16 protein-coding genes and 1 riboswitch are annotated in these 19,587 nt (G+C 54.7%); of the genes, 12 read left to right on the forward strand and 4 right to left on the reverse strand.

The features are described 5' to 3' along the window. Positions 1-302 precede the first annotated feature (302 nt). The gene (gene dinB / locus EDC14_RS20230) at positions 303-1,520 is read left to right on the forward strand and encodes a DNA polymerase IV (RefSeq protein ID WP_132016137.1); all 1,218 of its coding nucleotides are present in this window, start codon (positions 303-305) and stop codon (positions 1,518-1,520) included. Positions 1,521-1,600: 80 nt separating this feature from the next. On the opposite strand, the gene EDC14_RS20235 is transcribed toward dinB, so the two are convergent. The 3 genes from EDC14_RS20235 to EDC14_RS20245 form a co-directional block, all read right to left on the reverse strand. Then, positions 1,601-2,680, reverse strand: coding sequence for an ABC transporter ATP-binding protein (locus tag EDC14_RS20235; protein WP_165908174.1), 1,080 nt, complete (start codon positions 2,678-2,680; stop codon positions 1,601-1,603). Between the two features lie 94 nt (positions 2,681-2,774). Beyond that, positions 2,775-4,403, reverse strand: coding sequence for an ABC transporter permease (locus EDC14_RS20240; protein ID WP_132016139.1), 1,629 nt, complete (start codon positions 4,401-4,403; stop codon positions 2,775-2,777). Positions 4,404-4,424: 21 nt separating this feature from the next. Then, on the reverse strand, positions 4,425-5,435 hold the full coding sequence (locus EDC14_RS20245) for a thiamine ABC transporter substrate-binding protein (RefSeq protein ID WP_165908175.1): 1,011 nt from the start codon (positions 5,433-5,435) through the stop codon (positions 4,425-4,427). Between the two features lie 68 nt (positions 5,436-5,503). Further along, a riboswitch (TPP riboswitch) is annotated at positions 5,504-5,602 on the reverse strand. Between the two features lie 136 nt (positions 5,603-5,738). Here EDC14_RS20245 and EDC14_RS20250 point away from each other — a divergent pair. Then, positions 5,739-6,860, forward strand: a complete 1,122-nt coding sequence (locus EDC14_RS20250; protein WP_243663048.1) for a L,D-transpeptidase — start codon at positions 5,739-5,741, stop codon at positions 6,858-6,860. 59 nt (positions 6,861-6,919) lie between these two features. Here EDC14_RS20250 and EDC14_RS20255 read toward each other — a convergent pair whose 3' ends face one another. Further along, positions 6,920-7,492 carry a hypothetical protein gene (locus EDC14_RS20255; protein WP_132016142.1) on the reverse strand — a complete coding sequence of 191 codons (573 nt, stop codon included), beginning with the start codon at positions 7,490-7,492 and terminating at the stop codon, positions 6,920-6,922. A gap of 379 nt (positions 7,493-7,871) precedes the next feature. Between EDC14_RS20255 and EDC14_RS20260 the strand changes: the two genes are divergently transcribed. The 10 genes from EDC14_RS20260 to EDC14_RS20305 all read left to right on the forward strand — a co-directional run bounded on the left by EDC14_RS20260 (position 7,872) and on the right by EDC14_RS20305 (position 19,499). Next, entirely contained in the window at positions 7,872-9,710 is a 1,839-nt protein-coding gene (locus EDC14_RS20260) for a cache domain-containing sensor histidine kinase (RefSeq protein ID WP_132016143.1), read from the forward strand. After that, complete coding sequence (locus tag EDC14_RS20265) at positions 9,703-11,316, forward strand: response regulator (RefSeq protein WP_132016144.1); 1,614 nt, start codon at positions 9,703-9,705, stop codon at positions 11,314-11,316. Before EDC14_RS20260 ends, EDC14_RS20265 begins: the two co-directional genes overlap by 8 nt. Before the next feature lie 90 nt (positions 11,317-11,406). Next, a complete protein-coding gene (locus EDC14_RS20270; protein WP_243663049.1) occupies positions 11,407-12,753 on the forward strand; it encodes an FAD-dependent oxidoreductase in 1,347 nt (448 codons plus the stop codon). Positions 12,754-12,876: 123 nt separating this feature from the next. Further along, positions 12,877-14,133 carry an ABC transporter substrate-binding protein gene (locus EDC14_RS20275; RefSeq protein ID WP_132016146.1) on the forward strand — a complete coding sequence of 419 codons (1,257 nt, stop codon included), beginning with the start codon at positions 12,877-12,879 and terminating at the stop codon, positions 14,131-14,133. Between the two features lie 63 nt (positions 14,134-14,196). Beyond that, positions 14,197-15,129, forward strand: a complete 933-nt coding sequence (locus EDC14_RS20280) for a carbohydrate ABC transporter permease (protein WP_132016147.1) — start codon at positions 14,197-14,199, stop codon at positions 15,127-15,129. 3 nt (positions 15,130-15,132) lie between these two features. Continuing rightward, entirely contained in the window at positions 15,133-16,020 is an 888-nt protein-coding gene (locus EDC14_RS20285; RefSeq protein ID WP_132016148.1) for a carbohydrate ABC transporter permease, read from the forward strand. A 192-nt stretch (positions 16,021-16,212) separates the two neighbouring features. Then, positions 16,213-16,629 carry a C-GCAxxG-C-C family (seleno)protein gene (locus tag EDC14_RS20290; protein WP_132016149.1) on the forward strand — a complete coding sequence of 139 codons (417 nt, stop codon included), beginning with the start codon at positions 16,213-16,215 and terminating at the stop codon, positions 16,627-16,629. A gap of 316 nt (positions 16,630-16,945) precedes the next feature. Continuing rightward, positions 16,946-17,644 carry a FadR/GntR family transcriptional regulator gene (locus EDC14_RS20295; protein ID WP_132016150.1) on the forward strand — a complete coding sequence of 233 codons (699 nt, stop codon included), beginning with the start codon at positions 16,946-16,948 and terminating at the stop codon, positions 17,642-17,644. A 78-nt stretch (positions 17,645-17,722) separates the two neighbouring features. Beyond that, positions 17,723-18,547 (forward strand): transketolase, encoded by an 825-nt coding sequence (locus EDC14_RS20300; protein WP_279388784.1) that lies wholly within the window; start codon positions 17,723-17,725, stop codon positions 18,545-18,547. 22 nt (positions 18,548-18,569) lie between these two features. Then, on the forward strand, positions 18,570-19,499 hold the full coding sequence (locus EDC14_RS20305; protein ID WP_165908176.1) for a transketolase family protein: 930 nt from the start codon (positions 18,570-18,572) through the stop codon (positions 19,497-19,499). The last annotated feature ends 88 nt before the right edge of the window (positions 19,500-19,587 follow it).

A 19,587-nucleotide genomic window follows, 5' to 3' on the forward strand; every position in this document is an offset into this window, starting at 1 on the left:
TTAAGCCCCTCTGCGCCAATGGTACTTGTCGGGTAACCGGCCGGGAGAGTAGGTCTTCGCCAGGAGCGATTTTTTCAAACCAAAAGACTTCGGAGTTTCTCCGAAGTCTTTTGGCGTTTAGGCTGCCTGTAGATTAGGAAGTGATCGTCAAAAAGTTCCCCTTGACGTCCCTTGGTTGGTATGGCATGATTAAGTGGATGACGAACGTTTGTTCGGAAGCTGCACCCTGAAAAGTATGACGAGAAATGATCCCAGTAGATAAATTCCTTTCATTCAACAATAGAGCTGAAGCAGGAGGAATCATGGAGCGGAAGATTCTTCATATCGATATGGATGCCTTTTTTGCCGCAGTCGAGCAACGCGACAACCCCGCTTTACGGGGGCAACCGGTGATTGTCGGGGGTGATCCCAATGCTCGGGGGGTGGTCTCGACCTGTTCATACGAGGCCCGCAAGTTCGGGGTCCATTCGGCAATGCCGCTCCGGGAAGCATATCGCCGTTGCCCGAAGGGCATTTTCCTTCCGGTACGGGGGGCTCGCTATGCCCAGGCTTCGCGCCAGATCATGACGATCCTCTCTGATTTTACACCGGTCATCGAACCGCTTTCGCTGGATGAGGCTTTCCTCGATTTAACGGGTTCGGAACGGATCTTTGGACCGGTCGAGGAGATCGGGCGCCGGATCGTAGCGCGGATCGGTACCGAGGTCGGATTACCGGCTTCGGTGGGCATCGCACCGAATAAGTTTTTGGCCAAATTGGCCTCGGATCTCCGAAAACCTCAAGGGTTTGTAGTGATTAGCGCCGAAAACCTGCGCGAGATTTTGGCGGATTTGCCGGTGAGCAAGTTGTGGGGAGTCGGGCCTAAAACAGAGGAACAGTTGCTGGCGATGGGTATCCGGACCATCGGCGCGTTGCAGCGGTTCGATCCTTTAAAGCTGGTGGAACGGTTCGGGGAGCTGGGGAGCCATTTGTATCAATTGGCCCACGGCCATGACGAGCGGCCGGTGCTGACGGAGGAAGAGACAAAGAGCGTCGGACACGAGGTTACGTTCCAGAATGATACGGACGATCGAGGCTTTTTGGCCGGAGTCCTGCTCTGGCTCAGTGATCAGGTGGCCCGCAGATTGCGGCGGCACGGCCTAAAAGGGCGAACCATTACAGTGAAGATTCGCGACCTGGACTTTAAAACCTTTTCGAAACGGCTCACGCTGCCGACGGCGACCGATTTTGAGGAAACGATCTACCGGGAGGGCTTCAAGCTCGCTCAACAATTAAATTGGGGCTCGCGTCAGGTGCGCTTGATCGGAATTAGCGTCAGCGGATTCAATGAATCCGGTTCCAGGCAGTTAAATTTGTTTGAGACGGAGGAGAAGCAGGAGGCCCCTGCGGAGCTCGACCGTTTGCATCAGGCGATCGATAGCTTGCGGGACCGCTATGGCGAAGCCATCGTTACGAAGGGTACCATCCTGCAGATCCAGGAGAAAGTCCGCGGCCGGCGGGACTTGGATGATCATCAATGAGCTATATAAGTTGAATTAAATTTCTAATGATGCATCATGTCCCGTAAGCCTTCCATGATGGATAAATTAAGGAATTTATTTCATCCTGTATAGCCATTTCTCGGAATGAAACGGGGCTTATTAAGGCGAAAACGGCAGGAGACCCGCTCCTCAGGACGCAGGAAGGCATGCTCTTTTCCCACGAGGGCCCTCATTCGGGTCGCACCTATCAGGAGGTCGAGGCGGACTAAATATCCCAAATAGTCGAGGTTCAGCACCTCTGCGGAGATTCCGGACCGAGACTCCGTCTCCAGAACGATCTCTTCCGGCCGTACCACCAGCCAATAGTCCCCGGGTGTACACTTTTGCCCCGGGGGTTCGGGGGTGTACTCGAAATGGGCCAAACGGGTGTCTTCGAAAGCGATGGCAAGCTTTGCGCCCGGATCCATCGTGACCCGGACGGGGAGCAAGTTCGCTTCCCCGAAAAAGCTGGCGACGAACGAATCCACGGGTTCCTCATAAATGGTCCGGGGATCGGCGATCTGCACCACCCGGCCATTTTTCATCACTGCTAAACGGTCCGAGAGGGCGAGGGCCTCCTCTTGCTGATGACTGACGAAGATGAAGGTTGCGCCGAGCTCTTTCTGCCACTGTTTTAATTCTCCGGCCAGTTGTTGGCGGAGTAAAAAATCGAGCGAGGAAAACGGCTCATCCAAAAGCAGCAGAAAGGGGCGGGGCGCAAGGGAACGGGCCAGAGCGACCCTCTGGCGCTCGCCGCCGGAGAGCCGGTCAATTTTACGGGAAGCGAGTTCTTCCAGGTGAAAGAGGGCTAGGAGTTCACTCACCCGCTTCCGGCGTTCCTTGCCCGGAAGCCGTTGGACTTTGAGACCGTACTCGATATTTTGATAGACTGAAAGATGCGGGAATAAGGCATAATCCTGAAAAACCATGCCGATGCGGCGCCGCGACGGAGGGAGCTTCGTGATATCTTCGCCGCCGAGAATGATGCGTCCGCTGTCCGGCCGCTCCAGTCCGCTAATCAAGCGCAATAAGGTAGTTTTCCCGCAACCGCTCGGGCCGACCAGCGCGAAAAATTCATCCTGCGCCACCCCAAGTTCAGCCTGGAGTCGGAATTCAGGATATTTTTTTTGGACCGCCATCTGGAGCAGTATCTCGTTCAAACGATCTCCCCCTGTTAAACACATCGAAAAGAACTTTGGAAAATCGCGATGCTTTAACGCGTTTTCCAAAATTGACATTCAGCCAACCATCGGATTAATTTCCCATGCCCGACGGATTTCGAACCTGTCCCTGGATCCCAAGGTATAATAAGAGCGAAAAGAGAATGAACAACGTTCCCAGGGCGGTCGCGGCCGGGAAATGATAATGGCCGATCAAGCGGTAGATGGCTACCGGCAAGGTAACTACCTCGCCTTTTCCCAATACCAGGACAGCCGAGAGATCTCCGAGAGAGATGGCTGCGGCATAGCTGAATCCGGTCTGCAGCGGTTTCAGCATCAGCGGCATCTCGATCCGGCAGAAGGTTTCGACTTCCCCGGCCCCGAGAACCGCCGAAGCCTCGGTCAGAGAGCGGCTCATTTCGCGGCGGGCGGTCCGCAGCACCGAATAGACGAGTGGGAAAGCGAGAAAGATTTGCGCCCAGATCACCAGGATCCATCCTGGAAGCAGCCTGCCTACCCAACCCGCCAACCCGGTGGAAAAAGTCAAAAAAGAGAATCCCAGCGGGAGTTGGCAGAGCAGGTCCAACCAGCCCCAGGGCTCTTCTCGCCGAAACCAGGCCACCAGGTAAGCAAAAGCAACTGTGGAGAAGGCAGCGATGAAAGCAATCGATAGGCTGGACCCGAGAACCTGGGCGAAGCTTTTGCCAATCGCAAAGGTAAAGCCGGTTCCCATCAGGGAGGCATAGTTGATGAAGGTAAAAGCGGACCCGGACTGCGTTTGAAAGGAACGGGCGATTACCGCAATCAATGGACTCATGAAGAAGAGCGTGATGGTTGCCAGGTAAGTCAGGAAAAGAACCGTAGCCAGCGGCTGGCGCCGGAAGCTTAGAGCGGGCCGCTCCGCTTGAAAGTTTGAATAGGCCGCCGCTGACCGGGCGAGCATTCCCTGAATCAGAAGCACCCCGGCCAACAGCAGCATTTGCAGCGCAGCGATGGTTGCCGCACCGCTCAAATTCAGCTTGCTATTAAACTCAATATAAATGAGCACCTCAAAGGTCTTATAAAGATAGCCTCCGAGAATTAAGACTACTGTAAAACTGAGAAAGGAATAGAGAAAGACCATGGTAAAGAGATAGGCCGCCGTGGGCCGCAGTAACGGCCAGACGACACGCAGCCACGTCTCCAACGCTCCGGCTCCATGCAACTGGGAGGCCTCGCTCAAGCGCGGATCGATCTTTTCCCAGCGCTCACCGAGCAAACGCAGGCAGAAGGCGAAATTATAAAAAACGTTGGCCAAGACGATTCCCCAAAAACTATAGAGGTAGTTCATCTCCCAATGGGCCTCAGGAAACAGCCCTGCTAACCACTGGGAGAAGACCCCGTTTTTGCCGTAAAAGATCACCAGGCCCAGCACGACCAGGATGCCGGGCAGCATGAAGGGAATCGCCAGCCAACTGCGGAGCAACCGTTTGCCCGGGAAATCGTAGCGGCCAAAGAAGTAGGCGCCCGGTAACGCGATGACTAGGCTGAAAGCGGCGCTGAGCAAAGCTTCGCTAAGTGAAAAAAGCAGGGTGTTCCGGAAAACTCCCGACCGGATGAATTGCCAAAGGCTGGCCCAGGCGTCAGCTCCCCAAAAAGCCTGGGCCAGTACGAAGAAGACCGGCAAATAAAAACAGCCGCCCATAATAATCAACAGGATGAGATCGCGCCGGAATTTTCTCATGGCAGGTTCGATATTTCCATTCTACTGATTAATGGCTTTCTCCCACTGGTCGAGCCAGCGTTGGAGGTTGGCCTCCACCTTCGCCTGGGGCAGGTTCAATACCCGGTCGGCCTTGGCGGCGATCCGGAAACTGGCCGGCAACGGCACGTCGGAACGGATGGGATACATGAACTGTTGTTCCGGAAGGGCCGCTTGAAAGTCGGGATCCAGGATGTAATCCACTAAAAGCGTGGCTTCCCGGGTATGTTTGCTGCCCTTGACAATGCCCATTCCCTCAATCTGGGCGTAGGCGGCTCCGTCCAGGACCAGAGCCTGATATTTTTCGGTTTTTTCACTGATAAGATGATAAACCGGACTGGTCCCATAGGAGAGGACGATGGGCGCTTCCCCGTTGGTGTACATTCCATAGGCCTCATCCCAACCCGGGGTGATCGCCAGAATATTTTTGCGGAGACTCTTCCAATATTCCAAATACCCTTTTTCGCCGTATAAGGCGATGGTCGTCAGGAGAAAAACTTGTCCCGGCGAAGAAGTCAGCGGGTTTTCGATGATGATCTTCCCTTTGTAAGCCGGATCCAGCAGGTCCTTATGAGTTCTGGGAACCTGTTTCAAGGCTTCCCGGTTGAAATTGAAAACAATAAAACCGTAATCGTAAGGGATCAACCGGAAATGGCGATCGAAGATCAGTTCTTTTTTGATGTGATTGACCGCCTTGGGACGGTAGGGGCTGAATAGATTATATTTGCCGGCCTTGGCGGCATAGTTATTATCCAGGCCGATCACCAGGTCGGCTTGGGGAGAACTTTTCTCCTGGAGCAATTGATTGAAGAGCGGCCCCGTGTCCGAGAAAGAGCGGAAGTTCACTGTGAGATGGTATTTCTCCGCGAAATGGCTTTTGATCTTTTCGATCAAGGGCACCGGAAAGCTGGAATACGTGTACACCGTCAGGGCTTGAGGAGCACTGACGCAGACTCCGGCGAGCGCAATCAAAAGTCCCACCGGAATCAGGAGACGAAGCAATTTTTTGATCATGATGGCATCCTCCTCGAATTTTTCAAGTGGGCTCCCAAACAAAACCCCCCTTTGAAAAAGGGGGGTCATCGCGTTGATTCCGAATTCTCCCTCCGCCGGCATTACCCGGGTCAGGTTCATAGGGTATGATCTCAGCCCCAAGTTCAGGAGCACCCCTTTAGGTTAAAAAATATTTTAGCATATTTCACCATTGAAGTCAAACTTTTCAGGAGAACCCCGGCTGATTTTTGGCGAAAGAAAGCATATCTCGACTGCTTCTAGGCACCCTACTATAACAGATAAGCGGAGATGGAGGAGCTTTTGGTGGTAACGAAACAACTACGAATCATCCTGGGTCTGCTGGTATTGCTCAGTCTGCCGGTTGGCGCGGTCGGTTCAACCGCCGATTCCTGGCACATCCGAATCAATATCCCGGAATACCGGCTCTATTTGTATCACGGGACTGAATTGTATCGCAGTTTCTATGTGGCGGTAGGGAAATCGGATTCACCCTCGCCCATCGGCAGTTTTTGGGTAATCAACAAAGTGCTCAACCCCACTTGGTATCCGAGCAAGCGGCAGCCGGTACCGCCCGGTCCGAACAACCCGCTGGGCAAATACTGGTTGGGATTGAACCGGCCCGGCTACGGAATTCACGGCAACAACGCCGAATGGTCCATTGGAAGCCCGGTCTCCCAGGGGTGTTTCCGGATGTATAATCACGATATTGAAGTCCTTTTCAACTTGGTACTGCCGGGAACCCCGGTGGAGATTGAATATCGGACCGTCGTAGGGGAGATGGACGAGGAACATCGCGTTTGGCTGACCCTTTTTCCCGACATCTATCGAATAGATCCTCCCGGCCGGGTGGAACAGGTGATCTCCGCTTTAAACTGGGAGGGCGAACCGCATTGGAAGTCGTTGGATGAACTCTTGAAGCATAAGCGGCCGACAGCCATCGAGGTGCCCCGGTTGATCCGCCTGGATGGGGATCTACTGGGGAACGACGGTTTCTATTGGAATCAGGAGTTCTATAGCAATGGTCTGCCAGCGACGGTTCCGGCGAGCGATTTTCCGGGGTATCAGCCTTTGAAAGCCTTGGCGGACTTCGAAGCAGGCCAATGGAAGCTGATCTGGTATCCGGAACATGATACGTTGGAGGTTTACCGCTTCAAAGTCTTGCTCAACGGCAAAATAATCGCCGGAGCCGCCGGAAGGAAGACCGCCGATCGGTTGGAGTTGAACCGCCGGCTCATCGGGCCGGCGCTCAATCTGGAGCCGGAATCCATTCCGGCGCAGAACGGACAGAGCGGAACGACTGGCTCAGTTGCGAATTTCGATTGGATCCCGCTCGATGTTTTGACCTCGACCAAGCGAGGATTGCGTTATGATTGGGATGAAACTACCTGGACGCTACGTCTAAAAACAGAGACTAAGCCGAATTAGCTCGCAAGCCGATTATTCTTTAATTTTGGGACCGGTGTTAACCTGCCATCGGTTCGCTCTCAGATTCCGAAAAATACCGTTTTGGAGTGGGGATGCGTTTCTTCTTGCGTTCGACGGAAAAAGCCCGCTCCCAAATTGATTTGGCGATTTTCGCCCCAAAGCCGGAGGCGGATAACAGTGCCCGGAGTGTACCAGATCGCCTGCCGCGCCAGATGACCGAGGCTGACCGCCATCCCGTATTTTTCCGGTTGATCACGCAAAGCATTGTCGGACCAAAGCGCTTGGTTCTCCTGAGGCTCGCCGTAGTCTGCGACGAGATACCGCAGTAATTTTTGATAATCTTGGAAACAACCGTTTAAATTGCGATTGCGGGGAGGAATGATGTAACCGGCCTGATAAAGCTGGTTCCGGTCAAACTGATAAATCAGATAGCAATTAAGCCCGGCTACCCGGGTCCGGTAGAAGAGGGATTGGTCGTCACGGAACTCCAGCTCGGCTCGTTCCTGCTGCGCAACCTGCTTCATAGAGCCGCCCCACCGGTTGCCGCGAAAATCAGAGGCTTTCCCGGACGCCGCCGAACCGATGATCAATCCGCAGAGCAAAATTCCCCAAAACCAAGATTTACGCCCCATTTTAAATCCCCTTCATGCCTAAATTTACTTCGCAGATAGGATTATTGTATGTCCGGCACTCCGGTCGTATTATGAAAAAGACTGGCAGATATGGCGCGCGATCTCAGGAGCGAGCGGAAGCCGGTGGATTTGGCTTGAGAGAGTTTATTTCGGTAACATTACGATGGTAGCGAGCCCCATCGGATCATTTTTCGCTGCCGAAACAGCTGGACCGCTTGATTCGGAAATCATAACGGACGTTTCTTTTAGCCATGGCTTGGTGGAGAACGGACAAAATTTGTTGCATTTTAACGTATTGGCAGGAAATTTTTAAAAAAACCGATACAAGGCAGGATTTTTGAGCCGGGATGCGAAAAAACGATGACGGGAGGTAGATGGGATGCAGCGGCAGTGGCGGAAGTGGGTGTTACCGGATTGGTCGAGCGCCTGGCGCGGATTGCTGATGAACCGCGGGCTCCATTTCCGGTTGGCGCTCTCTTTTACCATTGTGTCGCTCGTCCCTTTATTGGCGCTCGGGATCTTTTCATATTACCAATCGGCCCGTACGATCCAGGAGATCGTCAGCCGTTACACCATGGATATCACCCGGGAGATTAATATCAATATTTTTCTCAATTTTAAAAACATCGACGACATCAGCAAAGTGCTGCTCAACAACGCCTCGGTCAAGGAGATCCTGGCGAAGACGGAGCCGGCTGCTTCCCAGGATTATGAATCCGACAACCCGAGAGTCGCCGCGATTCTCAAAAGCATTAAATTCAGCAATGACTATATTACCAGCCTCTATATATTATCGGCCCGGAGCAACCATATCTTCGCCGCCGGCGATGTCACCGGGGTTTACGGTATCCGGTATCTAACCGACGATTATCAAGCCCATTACAAAACGAGTGATTTGTACCGGGAGACTTTAACCGAATACAACAACTACAAGTGGTGGCCGCCCCGGCCCGTCTTGGGGCAGAACGTTTTCATCCTTACTCGCAAGTTGTACGACGCGGACCTGAATGTGCTGGGTGTTCTGGTAGTCCATATCCAGAAAAATATCTTAAACAACATTTCCCAGCGCCTGAATCATTCTAAAAATACGGGACTGTATCTGTTTGATCAACAAAGCCGGCTCATCTTTCAACCCGACCACTCGTATAACGGACTGGATACGGTGCGGCCGGAGATCGCCCGCGGCATCGACCGGAACGAAAATGGCAGTTTCATCGTCCGGCAAGGCGCTACCCCGTTGTTTGTGGTTTATAACACCTTCTTTGTGACCGGTTGGAAACTGGTGGCATTGACGCCGTACCGGCAGTTGATCGCCGAGGCCAGCATGATCCGCAACGTCACGCTGCTGATCATCCTGATCTGCTTGCTGCTGGTGGTCGTGCTGTCTTTCTTTATCGCCAAGGGGATTCTCAATCCGGTTCACAAATTGAGCGGACTGATGAAGCAAGGAGCCACCGGGGATATGTCAGTGCGCTTTAAGGTTCGCTATCAGGATGAAATCGGCGAATTGGGCGAGTCTTTCAACCGGATGATGGCGCACATTCAAAAGCTCCTGCAAATGTTGGAACTGGAGCAAAAGAAAAAGGCGGAGGCGGAAATTAAGGCGTTGGAAGCTCATATCAACCCACATTTTCTATACAATACGCTGGCGTCGATGTATTGGATGGCCATGGCCGCCGGGAACCATCCGATCGGACGGATGGCGGCGGCCCTTTCCAACTTCTTCCGGCTGGGGCTGAACAAAGGGAAAGAGTTTACGACGGTTGAAAAAGAAGTGGACCATGTCCGGAATTATCTGGACATTCAAAAGCTGCGCTTTCAGGAACAGTTCGATTATGAAGTGGCGGTGGCGGAAGGGATCGGTTCGTTGCCGACCATCAAACTACTGCTCCAGCCGTTGGTCGAGAACTCGTTGATTCATGGGATCGAAAAAGCGAAGCGGCGGGGCTTGATCCGGATCCAGGTTTTTCTCAGGGAAGAACGGATTATCTTCCAGGTAACCGATAATGGGGCTGGGATACCGGAAACGGAATTGAGCCCGGAAGGTCTGGAGCGCCTGATCAACGGAGGTTACGGCCTCAAAAACGTCCGGGAAAGACTGCGGCTTTATTTCAATAACGACTTTACACTGAAATGCGTCAGCATCCCGGATTCGGAAACTACGTTTGAGATTGGCATCCCAATCATTCAAGGCGCGGAGGGCGAAGGGAATGTTTAAAATACTGATCGTCGACGATGAGGCATTGATCCGGAACGGCATCGCGCAGGCGGTTCCCTGGCGCGAACTGGCGATCGACGAGGTGCGCACCGCCGCCGGCGGGGCCGAGGCGCTGGCGCTAATGGACAGCTGGCGGCCGGATGTGGTATTGACCGATATCCGCATGCCCGGCCTGGACGGACTGGAACTTTTGGACCGCGTCAGACAACTGAACCCCGAGGCCAAGGTCGTTATCCTGAGCGGTTTCGATGATTTCGCTTATGCCCAAGCCGCCTTGAAACTAGGGGCTTTCGATTATCTTCTGAAGACCAGCGACATCCATGATCTGGTGGAAGTCCTCGGTCGGGCGCTAGCCGCACTCCGGAGCGACCGGGAAAAGCAGCGGCGCTTGGAGCTGGCAACGCCTTTACTCCGCGAGCGTTATCTGAACCGGTTGCTCTACGGTGGCCATCCTCCGGCTGAATTCCATGAAGGGTTGCGACTGCTGGGGCCCGGATTTGGAACCGCATCTTTTTTGATCGCCTTGGCGGAGCTCCGGAGCCCGGAGGTGGCGGCAATGTCCGATGAGGACCGGGAATTCGGCAAAGTCCTGGTCATGGAAGTCGTGGAAGAGCTCCTGGGCGATGGGGGCAGCGGCTTTGAAGGCCGGGACGATGAGCTGATCGTGCTCGGAATGAATCAAGCGGGCCTCCCGGAAGCGGCGTTCCGGGAGGAGTTCGGCCGGTGCTGCCAGCAGCTGCTAGAAGCGGTCGCCGCGCGGTTCGGGTTGCGCCTGAGCATCGGCATCAGTCTCCCTAATCCCGACTGGCAGACGATTCGGCAAAGCTATCACCAGGCCAAGCAGGCCTTGGAATGTACCGGGCTGGCCGCCGGCAAGATAGCCTGGTTCGAAGCGGCGGCAAATCGCTGCGCCGCGCCTACCCGGCCGATCTCTTCCGGACAGGAGAAGGTTCTCCTTGCCGCGTTGCGGGTGGGAGACCGCGCCGCGGTCCTGGAGTCGGTGCAGACGATCATAGGCGGAATCGCTCAATGGCCTCCAATCCGTCTCCCGCAACTGCGCCAAACGGGGATCGAGCTCTTCAGCATCGCGTTGCGGGTGCTGCCGGAGTTTGAGATCGATGCGGCGGAGTTATACGGCAAGGATTTTTTATATTTCGAGGAAATGCAGAGGATCGGAAGTCTGGAACAATTGCGGCAGTGGCTGTTCGCCAAACTGACGCTCTTGGCCGATTATATCCGGGATCACAAGATTCTCAAGCATAAACAGGTGGTGGAGGAAGCCCGCTCCTATATGGCGGAGCATTATCACGAGCCGTTGACCCTGAACCGGCTGGCCGGGGTGGTCCATATGAGTCCCAACTATTTCAGCAGTGTTTTCAGTAATGAGCTCGGCCAAAGCTTCCTGGAATATCTGACCGAGCTCCGGGTGGAAAAAGCCAAACAACGGCTGGGCGATCCGGATGCCAAGGCATTTGAGGTCGGAGCCGGGGTCGGGTATGAGAATCCTCAGTATTTCAGCAAGATCTTCAAAAAATACACCGGGATGACCCCGACCGAGTACCGGGAGGCCTTGCGCCGGGAGCGCTGCCGTTTTCCGGAAGAATGAACAACCTTTCCGTAGGAATATTGCTTCAGGAACATCGATCATTGCCGCTATAATGAGGTGGCAATGATTTTTTTTAAAGGAGTGAGTGAGATGTCCTACGAGGTATTGATAGTGGGCGGCGGCATCTCCGGAGCCTTGGCCGCGACGGCCGCGGCCCGGCTCGGCGTCAGAACGTTAGTGGTCGAACAGTACGGCTTCCTGGGCGGAATGTTGACCGCGGCCGGCGTCGGGCCGATGATGACTTTTCACGCCGGAAACAAGCAGGTGATTCAAGGGCTGGCCGCTGAGCTGGTCGAGCGGTTGGTCAGCCGGGGAAAATCACCGGGGCATCTCGTGGATACCACCGGATACACCGATTCGGTGACGCCTTTCGACGCCGAGGCGCTCAAACATGAGCTGGAAATGATGGTACTGGAGAGCGGGGCCGAGCTGTTGTACCATACCATGCTGGCCGGGGCGACGGTGGCGGAGAGTGCGATTCAAGAAATAACCGTCTGTAATAAAGCCGGGTTGAGCCGACTGACAGCCCAAGTGTATATCGACGCCACCGGCGATGCCGATCTTTCGGCCTGGGCGGGGGTAGGGTTCGACAAAGGCCGGGCGGGAGACGGTCTCTCCCAGCCGATGACCATGAACCTGAAACTGCGCAACGTCGATATTCCGGCGGTGCGCGATTTCATCAAGGCCCATCCCGACGAGTTTCCGAGACTCCGGGGGGAGACAGCGCTGATCGAGCGGGCGCCGCGCCTCTCCATCGGCGGTTTTGTAAAAACCTTGCAAGCCGCCCGCGACCGGGGTGAGATCACGTTCGAGCGGGAGGATCTGCTGTTTTTTGAAACCAATCTGCCGGGTGAAGTAATCGTCAATACTGCCCGCATCCTGGGCTGCGACGGGACCGATCCCTGGAGTTTATCCCAGGCCGAAATTGAGGGGAGGAGGCAGATCCGGGAACTAGCCGTCTTTTTGAAGACCCGGGTGCCGGGTTTCGCGAACGCCGAGATCGTCGGTTCCGGTCCGGCGATCGGGGTCCGGGGTTCGCGGCAGATTCGGGGCTTGTATACGTTGACCCGGCAAGATGTATTGGAGTGCCGGCCGTTCCCGGATGTGGTGGCCCATTCCGGCTATCCGCTGGATATTCATAGCCCGGATGGGGCGGGGACCGTTTCCACCCACCTGCCTTGGGGCGCTTATTACGGTATCCCTTACCGGTGCCTGCTCAATGCACAGACTGTCAATTTAATCACGGTTGGGCGTTGCATTTCAGCGACCTTCGAGGCCCAGGCGGCGATCCGGACTACCCCGACGGCCGGGGCCATCGGTCATGCCGGGGGGGTGGCGGCGGCGCTGGCAGTCGGGCAAGGCTGCCGGCCGGCCGATCTTCCCGTGGCTTCGCTCCAGGCCGCGCTGGAGTCGCAGGGTGCTTTCATCGAACGGTAATTTTTCGTAAGAATGTGCACGTTTTCCGGAAGAACGTTGCTTCGGTTTCCGGGCGGATCCCTTTATAATCAGGACAGAAAACCTGTTTCGGCAGGATAAAAAGAGCAAAGGGGGAGTATTCAGTTGAAAAAGCTACGTTTCACATTGATTTTGCTGAGTTTGACGTTTTGCCTGATCGGCGCGGCTACGGCGGGGTTGGCCGCCTCCAAGCCGGTCAACCTGAAGATGGTGATCTGGGGCGCTCCCAAGCATATCGACATGTACAACAAACTGCTGGAATCCTACAAAAAGACCCATCCCCATATTGCGGTGGAGATCATCATCGCGCCTTACGGCGAATTCACCGAGAAAGTCACCTCGATGATTGCCAGCGGCAATCCGCCCGACATCACCTGGTGGTCGGAGGACAGCCTGACCTACTTCGCGGACAAGGGGTATTTCGTGGCCTTGGACGGGGCGGTCAAGAAATGGGGCAAAGACTGGCAGATGGCGGACTTCTATCCTTCGACCCTGGAAGGCGGCCGTTGGAAAGGCAAGCTTTACGCCATTCCCTTCTCGACCCCGGCGCCGGTGCTCTTTTATAACAAGAAACTCTTCGATGAAGCCAAGCTGAAATACCCCAACGAGAACTGGACCTGGGACGATTTTGACAGCGCCCTGCGCAAGCTGAGCAAAGGCGAGGGCGCCAATAAGGTCTACGGCGTCGAGAATCTGCTCGACAAGGGAACCGAGTGGCAGAGCCTGTTGAATCTGATCCGCGCCTACGGCGGGAACTTTATGAACGCCAAGCGGACCCGGTGCGTCATCAACAGCCCGCAGTCCGTGACGGCGCTCAAGAAATATATGGAATGGGTCAACGGCGGCCTTTCGACCAAGCCGGGGATCGCCGCTCCGTTCGAGCAGGGACGGTCCGCGATGTTCCTGGGCTTCATGAGCATGAACGCCCGGTTCGACGGGGTCAAGGGGCTGGATTACGATATCACTTACGTCCCCAAAGGACCGGCCGGCCGGAAACTCCGGGGCGGCTCGGCCTTTCTGGTGGTGATGAAATCCACCGCCTATCAGAAGGAGAGCCTCGATCTGCTGCGCTTTTTGAGCAGCGAGGAAGGGATCCGCGTGCAGTCCGAGTATTTTGGGCCGCCCCGCAGATCGATCGGCCTCTCCAAAGAGTTTCTGAATCCGGCCACTCCGCCGGCAAATAAGAAAGTTTTCATCGACTCCCTGCAGTACAGCTCGTTGACCGAGCACTTCCCGCTGTTCGTCAAGGCCAACCTGATCGCCCAGGAAGAGTTCGATCTGATGGTCGCCGGGAAACAGCCGGTCGAGGAGACGCTCCAGAAGATCCAAACCCGGGTCAACGCTTTGTTGGCCGGTAAGTAAGAACTCCGGTGCCTGCCGCGAAACGGCGGGCACCGATTGTATCGGCCTGAAAGGAGATTTGCCATGACCGTTTCCAAGCTGACTTCCGTCGCCGCTCCTGTTTTACAGCGGACTCGTAACCGGCTGCCCGGGGAGGGCGCCTGGGCAACCTGCTTTTTACTGCCGCTGCTCGCGGGACTGATGGTCTTTCTGCTCTTGCCGTTGCTGGTCAGTGGTTATTTGAGCTTCACCAGTTACAATGTTTTGGAAGCGCCGCGCTGGATCGGCCCGCAGAATTACCGCGAACTCTTCGGTCAGGATCCAATGTTTCACAAGGCCTTGCTAAACACGTTAATCTTCGCCGCCGGACTGGTGCCCGCCAATATGCTGCTGGCTCTGGTAACCTCGGTCCTGCTGAATCAGGTCCGCCGGTTGGCCGCCTTTTTCCGGAGCGTCTACTTTATCCCGGTGATCACCTCGGAAGTCGTCTTTTCCGTGGTCTGGTTGTGGATCTGGAACTACGATTACGGCTTGGTCAATTACGTCCTGAAGATGCTGGGACTGACCGGACCGAACTGGCTGGGCGACTCCAGTTGGGCCATGCTCGCGGTGATCGTCACCCGGCTCCTGAAGAACCTGGGGATGAACGTGGTCATCATCCTGGCCGCCTTGCAATCGATCCCCGGGATGTATTATGAAGCGGCCGAGCTGGACGGAGCCGGCTGGTTCAAAAAGTTTCTCCATGTCACCCTGCCCGAGCTCGGGCCGGTGATCTTCCTGACTCTGATGGTGACGATCATCGGCGCTTTCAAGGTCTTCGGCTCGATCTACGTCCTGACCGGCGGCGGGCCGGCCGGCGCCACCAACGTACTGGTAATGTACTTGTATCAGCTGGGTTTCAAAACCTTTGAGTACGGCAAGGCCTCGGCCGTCGGGATGGTCATCTTCGCGTTGATCCTCGCCCTGACCCTGGTCCAATGGCTGCTCCGTAAGAAACTAGTCTATCAGGAGGAGTAATCGATGCGTGCCAATCCACAAATCAGCGGCGGCTCCGGAGCGGCTCTCCGGCCGGCGCACCGCTCCGCCGGCTCCAGCCGGGTGATCGCCTACTTTTTTCTCACCGGGCTCGGCCTGGTCCTGATCCTGCCTTTCGTCTGGATGCTCTCCACTTCGCTGAAGCATCCGGGGACGGAGTTTTATTATCCGCCGCAATGGATCCCGCAGCCGCCGACGCTGCAAAATTATCTCACCGCCGTCTCCCGCGCCGACTTCCTGCGGAGTTACTACAACAGCATCAAGGTGGCGGTCCTGACGCTGCTGCCGACGATCCTCCTGACCTCGCTGGCGGCCTATGCCTTGGTCAAGCTGCGCTTCAAGGGCAGAAACCATATTTTCTTCCTGATCGTGATGCTGATCATGGTCCCGCAGGAGGTGACGCTCATCCCCAATCTGCTGCTGATGAAGGGCTTGGGCTGGCTGGACACGCACAGCGCGCTGATCGTGCCCAACATCTTCGGCAGCGGCGCGGTCTTCGCCCTCTTCGTGATGCGCCAGAACATGCTGTCGCTCCCGGATTCGCTGATCGAGGCCGGCAAGATCGACGGGGCCACTCATTGGCAGATCTATACCCGGATCATCTTTCCCTTGACCAAATCGGCGGTGGCCACGGTGAGCATCTTTACCCTGATGAACTCCTGGAATGATTTCATCTATCCCTTGGTCTACCTCAATAGCAGTGACAAGTATACCCTGCCCCTGGCGATCGCCATGTTTCAGCAGGCCTACGGAATGACCGAATGGACGGTCTGGATGGCGGCTTCCACCGTCAGCATCCTGCCGTTGCTCATCGCTTTCCTGTTCGCGCAGAAACAGTTCATCGACTCGATGGCGCTGACCGGCGTGAAATAATGGCTTCACCAACCGCATAGCCCGCGTCGGAGCCGGCCGGCAATTTGACCGGCCCTCGGTTTCCGGGCGGTCTTTTTCGGGAAGCGGAGACACTGTGATGAAATTTCTTGGGGAAAAAGGATTTTATGATCCGGACCGCGAAAAGAGAGCTATTGAATCTGGAGTTGCGATTCGCGGAGGAGGTCGGGTGGGATGTTGAGCGATTTGATTCGGGAGGGCTTCGGCAAGGCGGAGGATCTCAATTGCGCCGAGAAGATTCTGTACGGCGCCAATGAGGCCTATAATCTGAACCTGAGTCCCGAGGCGTTGAAACTGGCGGCCGGATTCGGCGGCGGCATGGCCATTGAGGATGTCTGCGGCGCGCTCGCCGGCTCCATCATGGTGCTGGGCAGAATGTTTGTGGAACGGAACGCCCACCAGAGCAATATCAAGGAATTGACCCAGGAACTCTTCGACCGTTATCGCGCCGCAATGGGAGCGATCGACTGCGCGCCGTTAAAGGCGGCCCACCGCAACGAAGAGATCAAATGTGACCGGGTGATCGAAAAGGCGGCCGAGATTCTCGACGCGCTGGTGGAGCGGGAGCTTCATTTGCGACGGACCTGTTGAGGGTCGCGCTCAATTCGCGGATAACAAAACTTGGCCACATCGGGACAGCTTCTTGAACAAACTCAATGATGCTATTTGCTTTTTTAGGTGAATAGCATTTTTGTTTTGGATGGGTATTCCTACTGCGAATGAATGGGTCGGATCTTCGGGAAAAGTTAGAGCGAGATGTAATCGCCGAGAAATTTTTATCGTAGAAGCAGGAGATACTGAATGGACGTAGAACAATATGGATTAAACAGGTCAGACGTCTGGTCTCCTTGAACGGATACGGCAATACGAGACTCGAACCAAGACTATCAACAATAGAGGTAAAGTATTGGATATCATTAAAAGCATCGCGCGGAAAAAAGTCTGGGAAGAAGTGTCCGACAGGATCAAGAGCATGATCATTAAAGGCTACTGGAAACCAGGGGATAAACTGCCTGCGGAAGTGGAATTGGCGCACCAGTTCGGGATCAGCAGGCCTACATTGAGGGAAGCGATCCGCCATTTGAGTCTGATGGGGTTGATTGACGTCCGTCACGGTGAGGGCAATTTTGTATCGCTTCCCCAAGCGGAATCTTTCATGAGGCCGCTTTTGCCCATGTTATTGCAGGACCGGGAGAATATCCTGGCCGTTATGGAAGCTAGAAGAATGATCGAAGTTCAAAACGCCGCTTGTGCGGCGCTGCGGTTGGGCGAGGGGCAATTGCAAATCTTGGAGTCGTCGCTCCAGGAAATGGCTGAAGTCAGCGACGAAGAACAATTCGCCAAAATTGACCATCTTTTTCATAAAACTATTGCTATCTCAACTAAAAACCCGATCATTTTCAAAATGTATGAAGCAGTGGAGGACTTGCTGTTGGGTCTGCAACTCCGGACCATTGTTTTTCCTGGCGCCATGCCGGATGGATTTTCCGAACACCAAGAGATTGTAAAGGCTATCGCTAGGCGTGATTCGAAACTGGCAGGGGAAGCCATGAACCATCATATGGAAAAAACCCTGAAGAGAATCTTGGAGAATATTACTAATTAAATCGATCCTTCATTTTTTATCATTTAATAGGTCAGACGTCTATCCTTGAATATGATTTCGTAGAACAAACCCGAGGAGATGGTGAGAATGGAACAGGAAAAAATGTTGCAAGAAAAAGCGGCGGCGATTCGAATGGCGATCGTAAAAATGATCGGCCCAAACCAGGTGGGACATTTTGGAGGTTCGTTATCGGTCACTGACATCCTGGCGGTCCTATATTTTCATAAGATGACTTACGACGCCACAGATCCGTCGCTGCCCGGCCGGGATCGCTTGATTCTGAGCAAGGCCCATGCGGCTCCGGCCCAATATGCCACTCTGGCGTTGGCTGGTTTCTTCCCCCTTCAAGAACTGCAAAGCTTAAAAAAACTGGGCAGCCGGCTGCAAGGCCATCCCGATTTCCGGCGGCTGCCGGGGATAGAGGCTAATACCGGCTCACTGGGTCAGGGCTTATCGATGGGCGTCGGAATGGCTTTGGCGAAACGGCTGAAAAAAGAGGCCGGCCGGGTCTATGTCATTTTAGGCGACGGGGAACTCCAGGAAGGGCAAGTCTGGGAGGCGGCGATGGCTGCGGCCAACTATAAGTTGGATCGCCTTACCGCGATTGTCGATCATAATAAACTGCAAGCGACGGACGCCATTGCCAAAAGAATGCAACTCGGCGATCTCCGCAGCAAATGGAGTTCCTTCGGATGGGAAGTAATCGAAGCAGACGGGCATGATGTTCATGAATTGTGCGCAGCGTTGGACAAGGCGGAAAGCAATTCCGGGTGCCCCAGCGTCATGATTGCCCACACCACCAAAGGGAAGGGCATCTCATTCATGGAGAACGTTCCGAAGTATCACAACGGAATGATGAGCCAGGACCAATATGAACAGGCTTTACGGGAATTGCAAGCGTAATTTGGATGAGGAGAGTGACAAGATGGAATCGAGTCGTGTCTGGTATGGCAGGGAACTATTGGCTCAAGCCAAAAAGGATGACCGGATTGTGGCGTTGGATGCCGATTTAAGCAAGTCGACCATGAGTATGTACGTTGAGGAAGAATTACCGGACCGTTATTTCGAAGTCGGCATCGCCGAGCAGAATTTGTTGGGAATCTCCGCCGGTTTGGCATTAAGCGGAATGAAGCCTTTCGCCAATACATTTGCGGTTTTTCTGACGGGTAGGGCCTACGATCAAATCCGCCAAGTGATCGCTTACCCGCGTTTAAATGTGAAAATCGTCGGCTCCAGCGCCGGACTTTCCGACTATGGCGACGGCGCTACGCACCAAACCATCGAGGATGTCTCATTGATGCGGACCTTGCCCAACATGAGTGTTTTCGTTCCGGCGGATCACATTCAAACCCGGGCCATTACCCGTTTTCTGGCTGAGCATGAGGGTCCGGCCTATCTTCGAATATCCCGGGCCGAAACGGAGGCGTTTTTTGCGGACGATTATCAATTCCGGCCGGGCCGGGTCGACCGTTTGCTCAGCGGCGGAGATGTAACCATCGTGAGCTGCGGTAATCTCCTCGGTAACGCATTGCAGGCCGCTCAGGAATTGTCGAACCATGGAATTGTGACCGGAGTTCTGAATGTCACCACGATAAAACCCTTCAATCGCCAGGACTTTCTGGAAGCGCTGGGAGATTGCAAACGCGTGATTACTTATGAAGAACATAACATTATCGGCGGCTTGGGGAGTACCGTGGCCGAAGTTTTGGCGGCCGAAGGCGGCTACCGGTTGCATACGCTGGGAGTGAAAGACGTATTCGGACAATCCGCTCTCAATTATCAGGAGCTCCTGGAATATTATCACCTTACGGTTTCGGATCTGGTGAAAGCTGCTTCCGAATTGGTCCAAGGCTAGTCGATTGTTGATTCATTCGCTCCAGCCGCATCGCGCTGGATAGGCTGAAAAAATTTGAATAACTTTCCCAAATCCTAAGAAAGGGGTT

The organism is Hydrogenispora ethanolica (genome assembly GCF_004340685.1).
Taxonomy (GTDB): Bacteria; Bacillota; UBA4882; order UBA8346; family UBA8346; genus Hydrogenispora; species Hydrogenispora ethanolica.

Bases quoted from the DNA above. Each gene is read 5' to 3' on its own strand.
- dinB (WP_132016137.1), top strand. From the start codon at position 303: ATGGAGCGGAAGATTCTTCATATCGATATGGATGCCTTTTTTGCCGCA.
- EDC14_RS20240 (WP_132016139.1), bottom strand. From the start codon at position 4,403: ATGAGAAAATTCCGGCGCGATCTCATCCTGTTGATTATTATGGGCGGC.
- EDC14_RS20245 (WP_165908175.1), bottom strand. From the start codon at position 5,435: ATGATCAAAAAATTGCTTCGTCTCCTGATTCCGGTGGGACTTTTGATT.
- EDC14_RS20255 (WP_132016142.1), bottom strand. From the start codon at position 7,492: ATGGGGCGTAAATCTTGGTTTTGGGGAATTTTGCTCTGCGGATTGATC.
- EDC14_RS20260 (WP_132016143.1), top strand. From the start codon at position 7,872: ATGCAGCGGCAGTGGCGGAAGTGGGTGTTACCGGATTGGTCGAGCGCC.
- EDC14_RS20265 (WP_132016144.1), top strand. From the start codon at position 9,703: ATGTTTAAAATACTGATCGTCGACGATGAGGCATTGATCCGGAACGGC.
- EDC14_RS20270 (WP_243663049.1), top strand. From the start codon at position 11,407: ATGTCCTACGAGGTATTGATAGTGGGCGGCGGCATCTCCGGAGCCTTG.
- EDC14_RS20280 (WP_132016147.1), top strand. From the start codon at position 14,197: ATGACCGTTTCCAAGCTGACTTCCGTCGCCGCTCCTGTTTTACAGCGG.
- EDC14_RS20285 (WP_132016148.1), top strand. From the start codon at position 15,133: ATGCGTGCCAATCCACAAATCAGCGGCGGCTCCGGAGCGGCTCTCCGG.
- EDC14_RS20290 (WP_132016149.1), top strand. From the start codon at position 16,213: ATGTTGAGCGATTTGATTCGGGAGGGCTTCGGCAAGGCGGAGGATCTC.
- EDC14_RS20300 (WP_279388784.1), top strand. From the start codon at position 17,723: ATGGTGAGAATGGAACAGGAAAAAATGTTGCAAGAAAAAGCGGCGGCG.
- EDC14_RS20305 (WP_165908176.1), top strand. From the start codon at position 18,570: ATGGAATCGAGTCGTGTCTGGTATGGCAGGGAACTATTGGCTCAAGCC.